General features: G+C 59.1%; 6 protein-coding genes. All 6 read right to left on the reverse strand.

Annotated elements, in window-relative coordinates:
• Positions 1–107: 107 nt before the first annotated feature.
• Genes tsaD through acpS form a run of 6 tightly spaced genes read right to left on the reverse strand, consistent with a single transcriptional unit; the run spans position 108 to position 6,931 of the window.
• Positions 108–2,492: a tRNA (adenosine(37)-N6)-threonylcarbamoyltransferase complex transferase subunit TsaD gene (tsaD, locus tag DXC52_RS09580; RefSeq protein ID WP_117747071.1), complete on the reverse strand. Its 2,385-nt coding sequence runs from the start codon at positions 2,490–2,492 to the stop codon at positions 108–110.
• Positions 2,479–2,985: a tRNA (adenosine(37)-N6)-threonylcarbamoyltransferase complex ATPase subunit type 1 TsaE gene (gene tsaE / locus DXC52_RS09585; protein WP_006235849.1), complete on the reverse strand. Its 507-nt coding sequence runs from the start codon at positions 2,983–2,985 to the stop codon at positions 2,479–2,481. The genes tsaD and tsaE overlap by 14 nt, the downstream gene beginning before the upstream one ends.
• Before the next feature lie 12 nt (positions 2,986–2,997).
• Positions 2,998–3,618, reverse strand: a complete 621-nt coding sequence (locus DXC52_RS09590) for a uracil-DNA glycosylase (protein ID WP_006235848.1) — start codon at positions 3,616–3,618, stop codon at positions 2,998–3,000.
• An 8-nt stretch (positions 3,619–3,626) separates the two neighbouring features.
• On the reverse strand, positions 3,627–4,772 hold the full coding sequence (alr, locus tag DXC52_RS09595) for an alanine racemase (RefSeq protein WP_006235847.1): 1,146 nt from the start codon (positions 4,770–4,772) through the stop codon (positions 3,627–3,629).
• A gap of 2 nt (positions 4,773–4,774) precedes the next feature.
• A complete protein-coding gene (locus DXC52_RS09600; protein WP_082222952.1) occupies positions 4,775–6,391 on the reverse strand; it encodes an NAD(P)H-hydrate dehydratase in 1,617 nt (538 codons plus the stop codon).
• Positions 6,392–6,931 carry a holo-ACP synthase gene (acpS, locus tag DXC52_RS09605; RefSeq protein ID WP_006235843.1) on the reverse strand — a complete coding sequence of 180 codons (540 nt, stop codon included), beginning with the start codon at positions 6,929–6,931 and terminating at the stop codon, positions 6,392–6,394.
• Positions 6,932–7,127 lie beyond the last annotated feature (196 nt).

The raw sequence follows: 7,127 nt of genomic DNA on the forward strand, positions 1-7,127 counted from the left end.
GTTCCGCACGCAAAGAAGGCCACTTAATGTGGCCTTCGTCTTGCGCAGGACTGTAGAGCAGGAAACCTTATATCCGGCCCCTCCGTCCGGGGACCGCGCCGTACCAGCTACAGCGTCATGTTCGGATCGGCGTCGACATCGAACGGCGAGATTTCACCTCGGTCGAATTTACGGCGAGCGACCTCCGCGATCATGGCTGCGTTATCGGTACAGGCAGACAAGGGCGGCACCGTTACGCGAATCCCCTGACGCCCAAGCTTCTTGATCATCATCTCGCGCAGATGCGGGTTGGCCGAGACGCCGCCACCGATGCAGTATTCCTTGCATCCGGTAGCGTGCAGTGCGTTTTTGGCCTTCTTGTACTGCACGTCAAAGACAGCTGCCTCAAACGAAGCCGCCAGATCGGGAAGGTGAATCGTGCGCCCGGCCTTGGTCTCCTGTTCAATGTAGAGCGTCACAGCGGTTTTAAGGCCCGAAAGCGAGAAGCGATAGTCTCCCCTGCTGTTAAGCGCACGGGGGAAATCGATCGCGCGGGGATTGCCCGTCTCGGCCAGCTTGGAGATGATGGGGCCACCGGGATAGCCCAGACCCAACGCCTTGGCTACCTTGTCGAAGGCCTCGCCCACAGCATCATCGAGTGTCTCACCAAGTACCTCGTAGTCGCCCCATGCCTTCACGTGCACGAGCATGGTGTGCCCGCCCGAGACGAGCGTGAAGATGAACGGCGGCTTGAGGTCGGGCTGCGCTAGCAAGTTGGCAAACAGGTGCCCCTCCAGATGGTTGACGCACACGAGCGGCTTGCCGGCAGCGTAGGCAAAGCCTTTGGCGAAGGCGACGCCAACCACGAGCGCGCCCACCAGGCCCGGACCCTGTGTCACGCCCACGGCGGCAAGCTCGCTGGGGGCAATGGCTCCACCCTCAAGACCAAGCGATGCTGCGGCATCCTCAAGCGCCGCATCCACTACACTCACGATAACCTCAACGTGCTTGCGCGAAGCGATCTCGGGCACTACGCCGCCAAAACGGGCATGGAAATCAATCTGTGTCGACACCTGGTTGGCCAGCATATTGCCATCCGCATCGATAATCGCCACGGCCGTCTCGTCGCAGGAACTCTCGATAGCGAGCACTAGGCGGCGGCGCTCAATTTCGGCTCGCTCCCCCTCGGAGCGCCCAGGCGCAGGCAGCGGCCATACGCGCTGCTCTGCCGCCGTCGGCTCGGGCGAAGCATTGTCGACCGGAAGCACGAGGGGCAGCGGAGCCGTCATGACGATGGCATCCTTGCCGGCACCATAGTAGCCGCGGCGCCATCCTGCCTCGGTAAAGCCCAGAGCGTTATAAAGCGCGATCGCTCCCTCGTTGCCGTCCTCGACCTCGAGCGAAGCCGTGGTGCAGCCGAGCATCTGGGCATCATAGCTCACATGCGACAGCAGCTTGCGGGCAATGCCCTCACGGCGATGTGCCGGGTCGACGGCGACATCCAGAATCTGCACATCACCGTCCACGACCATACCGCCGGCAAGGCCCAGCAGCTTGCCGTCGTCGTGTGCCACCCACCAACTACGCGGCGCAGCGACGTCCTCGCCCAGTTCGGACAGGAACATGCCCGGCGTCCACGCCTCGTGTCCGGCACCTTCAAAGCAGGCAGCCTCTAGCGCGCTCGCGCCCTCGGCATCCGCCGCGCCCATGGGACGGAACTGCAGATGACGACCGGCGAGCTCATCAGCAACGCCCGTAATTTCGCTCTGCGCACTCTCGGCAAGACCAAGACGCTTGCGCTCGTTTTCCTCGGCATCCGAAAGGCGCGTGTAAATCGGCAGGACGCGAGCCGGATCGCCGTCACCCGCAGCGTGCGCGAGCAGCAAGCCCTCGCCCGAAGGCCACCACAGGTCGCGCTCCACACAGCGAGCGGTCTCGTCCCCACCCAGCAGCTTGCCATAGCGCACGAGACCGTCACCGGTCAGCTGAACCTGATCCCAGCCCGCGGTCTGACGCCACTCATCAAGCGCCACGGCGGCCTTGACCACGTGTTCGCGCTCAAATTGACGCTCGGGGCCCTCATCGACCAGCATATACAGCGCCGGATATACCTCACCGCGCATAGCATCGGCCAAGATACCAAGCTTGCCGCGCACGCCAGCCTTCCACGCCGTCCAAGCGCAAGCGTCAAGCGTTGACACGCCCAGCAGCGGAACATTGGCACCACGTGCGAGGCCCTTGGCAGTGGAGATGCCGATGCGCACACCCGTAAACGACCCCGGGCCGCGGCCGACCACGTAGCAACCAACATCGCTGCGATCCAGACCGGCTTGAGCCAGCACACCATCAACGGTATTCACGAGCTCAACGTTGGCGTGACGGCGACACATGTGGTCGCCACTCACGAGCTTCGTCTCGCCCGTCTGTCTATCAATCCAACTTGCCGCGCAGGCAAGCATGTCGGTCGAGGTATCGAGCGCCACCACCAGCGCGTTGTCGTTATGCAAGCTCATCTTGTACAGCCTTATCAATCAAATGGGAAAGCTCCATTGCGCGGTCACCGTGCGCCTCGAGCGTTATCGTTCGCACATCGCTGTCGCCCTCATCACGCTTGAGCGTCACCGAAAGATACTCATCCGTCAGCTCGTCCTGGAATTGTTCGCCCCATTCCAGCAGGCAAGCACCCTCATAGCCCAGCACATCGAAAATGCCCGTATCCTCGAGCTCGTAGGCATGCTCCAGGCGGTATAGATCAAAGTGAAACAGCGGAATACGACCTTGATCGTGAACGGCCATGAGCGCAAACGTAGGGCTCGTAACCATATGCCCATCGCCCAGCCCGCGCGAGACGCCCTTGGTAAAGTGAGTTTTGCCCACTCCCAGGCCACCGGTCAGGATGAGCACATCGCCGTCCTCAAGGCACGGTGCAATTAGCTCGCCAAAGTACTCCGTATCGGCAGCGCAAGTCGTTTTGTAAGTACCTACCCCCAGGCGCTCCAGGGACATATATGCTCCTTATTATTCCGAGGCGTCCTCTGGTGCGGGATGTCGCTCCAGATAGTCGCCCAGCATCTTAAAGTCTTCCTCCAGCAGCTCCTGCCACGCCGGATTGCGCAGCGCTGCTGCCGGATGGAACGTGGGCATTACTACAAAATGCCCCATCTGGTGGAACCTGCCGCGCAGCTTAGTAATGCCAATCTCGGTCTTAAGCACAAAGTGCGTCGCGGGGTTGCCGAGCGTCACGATAATATCGGGCCAGATGCTTCGAATCTGCTCACGCAAAAACGGCGAGCAAGCCAGCACTTCCTCGGGACGCGGATTGCGGTTTCCCGGCGGGCGGCACTTAAGCACGTTGGCAATGTAGACGTCTTCGCGTTTGAGGCCCGCCAGCGACAAAATGCCGTTGAGGTCCTCGCCTGCCGCCCCCACAAAGGGCTCGCCCTGCAAATCCTCATTGCGGCCCGGCGCCTCACCAATAAACATCACGCGAGCGCGGGGGTTTCCCACGCCAAACACGATATTGTGACGCGACTGGTAGAGCTGGCAGAGGTGACAATCGCCCAGAACGGCCTCAATTTCCTCGAGTGCGACCTCACGTGGTGCCTGATGGGTATGGCCGGGGATGTGCATGACGCCCATAGCGGCTCCTACACGTAGACCTTGTCGAGACGCATGCCAAAGCCGCAGGCGACCTCGTAGTTAATCGTTCCACGCAGTCGGGCCATCTCGTCCATAGTGATCTCGGCATCGCCATCGCGGCCGACAATGATTATCTCGTCACCATACTCGGCCTCGGGAATCTCGTGTGCCGGGTTGGACTGAATGGCGACCATAAACTGGTCCATGCAGATATTGCCAACCTGATGCACACGCTCGCCGCGATACAGCACATCCATACGATTGGAAAGCGTACGCGATAGGCCATCGGCATAACCGATCGGCAGCGTGCAGATCTGAACGCGCGTACGCGGTACGCGGTAGGTAAAACCGTAGCCCACGCCCTCACCCATCGCAGGGTGTGCCACGCGCGTCACACGCGCATGGACGCTCATAACGGGATCAAGCTGCATCACGCGGCCACTCAGCTCGCACGGCTGCATGCCATACAAGCCAACGCCGGCGCGGATCATATCAAAATGCATCGAGGGGTCGAGCATCGAGGACGGCGTGTTGGCGCAGTGCACGATACCGCACTCAAAACCCGCATCCTTAATGGCCTGAACGGCCTCGGTAAAGCGCTGACACTGCAGCTTGTAGTCCCAGCCCGAAGGTTCATCGGCCGTGGCGAAGTGCGTAAATACGCCGTCGCACTGAATACCGCGATGGAAATTTATACCGCGGACAAAGTCGAGCACCTGCGTGTAGTGAACGCCGATACGATTCATGCCCGTCTCGATGGCGAGATGATACTTGCCCACTTTGCCCGCCGCGACGGCACATTCGCCATACGCAAGAGCAAAGTCAGACGTATAGACCGAAGGCATGATATCAAACTCGAGCAACGTCGGAATGGCCTCGATAGGCGGCTCGCTTAGGATGAGGATGGGTTTCGTAATCCCGCCCTGTCGGAGCTCAACGCCCTCGTTAACCGTCGCCACGGCAAACATGTCGGCACCGGCCGAATACATGATCTTGGCGCACTCAACAGCTCCATGGCCATAAGCATCGGCCTTGACCACGCAGCACAGGCGCTGACGTGGATTCAGCAAGTTCTTATAGGCCCTCGTGTTGCGACGGAGCGCCCCGCGGTCGATCTCGACCCAGGACCAGCGCGTCAAATCGGCTTTATTCATGATTAGTCATCCGACCCTTCGTCCATGATTCCCAGATCTTCGAGCGCATCCTTTGCCGCCAGTTCCATGGCCGGACCGATCAAGTCGATAAGATCGGTCGCGATGACGCTCTTCTCACCATACTCCGTCGCCGCGGCAAAACCGGCGTAGCTGTGAAGTGCGACGGCGTACGAATACAGCAACTCCCAACGATCCATCTCGTCGCGCATGGTGGCAAGCGTGCCGGCCAAAATACCCGCGAGGACATCACCCGAACCGGCAGTTGCCAGAGAAGCCGGACCCGAGAGCGGCAGCAGCACACGCTCAACGCCACAGATAGCCGTCGTCGGCCCCTTGGCAATGACCACCAGATTGTCAGAGCCTGCAGCCCAGACAACCTTCTGCGCGGCTGCAATCGCAGTACCAAGGTCGTTCACCTCGTCACCGGCAACCAGACGCGAAAGTTCACGATAGTGCGGCGTCATAACCAACGGCTGCTCGCGACGATACATCTCGGGATTACTATCAATACCGTCAATGGCAATCTTAGCAAGGCAGTTGAGTGCATCGGCGTCCAAGATAAGCGGCACATCAAGCTCGAGCAAGCCCGAAACCACCTGCATAGCGCCGGCAGATGTCGTCATACCGGGACCGCACAGTACACAGCTGTACTTCTTTGCAATCTCGCACACAGTCATGCGCGCAGCGGCGCCAAAGGAGCCGCGGGAATCAGACGGAATAGCAAAGACGGGAATCGAAGGAAGTGCCATGCGAATAAGATTGGCGCAGGCGTCAGGAGCCGCGACTGCCACGTAACCAGCACCCGCGCGAGCTGCAGACTTGGCCGCCATAATGGCAGCACCAGGATATTGCGCAGATCCGGCGACAATAAGCACAGAGCCACGGGAGTACTTATCGATATTCGTAGGTAGTGGGGCAAAGTAATCAACTAAGTCACCGGGCTCGACAATCTCGGCGGCGTGGTCGACATCATCGATGACCTCGTCAAGACGGTCGTAAAGATTACCGCAGATCAAATCGCCAGCATACTCAGGACCATCAGCGCTATACAGACCAATCTTGGGCGCAATCATCGTCACCGTATGCTCGGCACGAATGCAGTCGTCATCAACAACGCCCGTCTCGGCATTCAGGCCCGAGGGAACATCAATGGATACGACACAATCGGCGCATTCATTGACCGTAGGAATCCAGATGGAGAACGGCGCACGCAGATTTCCGTGGAAACCGGTACCAAAAATGGCATCGACAACAACATCGGCCTTATCGATCAAAACCTCGAGTTCGTCACGCGAGGGGCCGACGCAAACGTGCACATCGCGGCCGGCAGTACGACGAGCAACATGACGTGCCAGAGCAGCAGGAATCTCATCCGGCTCAACCGGAGAAACGATATCCACGTCCACACCCTTATGGCTCAGGATATCGGCGGCAACCCAACCGTCGCCGCCATTATTACCAAAACCGACCAGAACGAGAACCCGATCGGGATTGAGCTTCAAGACCTCGTTGGCGGCAAACTCACCCGCTAGCTCCATAAGCTCGGCCTTCGAAGTCCCTTCGCGTTCGATGATATCCTCGAGACGAACGACTTCTTCGGTACTCAAAACCGGTTTCATCTATGCTCCTAGCGTATCTTGCGAAGCATCGCCCAGGTGCTCCGTCAATGCTGAATTCTGCAGCTGCTCAAGCTCATCTAAAACAGAGCGAGCCTCTTTAAATGTCTGCGCTACGCGTTTCTTGGTGCTCACCTTTTCCTCTTTTGGCTTAGGCCGAGCATCTTCGGTAATCGCGATGGCATTCGCAACGGCCAAGTCTCCTGTAAGCGTAATGGAAAGAGCGACCTCAACAACACCCAGTTCTTGAGCGATCTCGAGAGCACGGCCCGAAAGCAGCGCCTTCGGTTTGCCGAGTTTATCACGCGTAACCGAAACATCCTTGCGACCCACGCCTTGACTAAAACCCGTGCCGAGAGCTTTAAGTACCGCCTCGCGCGAAGCAAAGCGGCTCGCATAGTGAGCAGCGGGACGCGATGATGCATCGCAATACGCACGCTCTTCTTCGGTAAACACACGCCGAGCAAACGACGGCGTCTTTTCAAGAATTGATTTCATGCGGGAAATCTCGACGATATCAACGCCGATACCAGCTTCAGCCATGTTCACCTCCAGATCGCACAGACTAAGTTATTGTAGCCCGTTCACAGAAGATGCGACAAACGAGGGTTATAAAACACAGCTACTATGTGAGACAAAAGCCCGTAAACGCAAAAAAGGGGAGGCCGCGAGGCCTCCCCCTTCTAAGTTCAAGCGTACGGCTCGGTGCCGTCCACCGGTCAGCGGCGCCCTGGCCTCC

The organism is Collinsella sp. TF05-9AC (assembly GCF_003438495.1).
GTDB lineage: Bacteria > Actinomycetota > Coriobacteriia > Coriobacteriales > Coriobacteriaceae > Collinsella.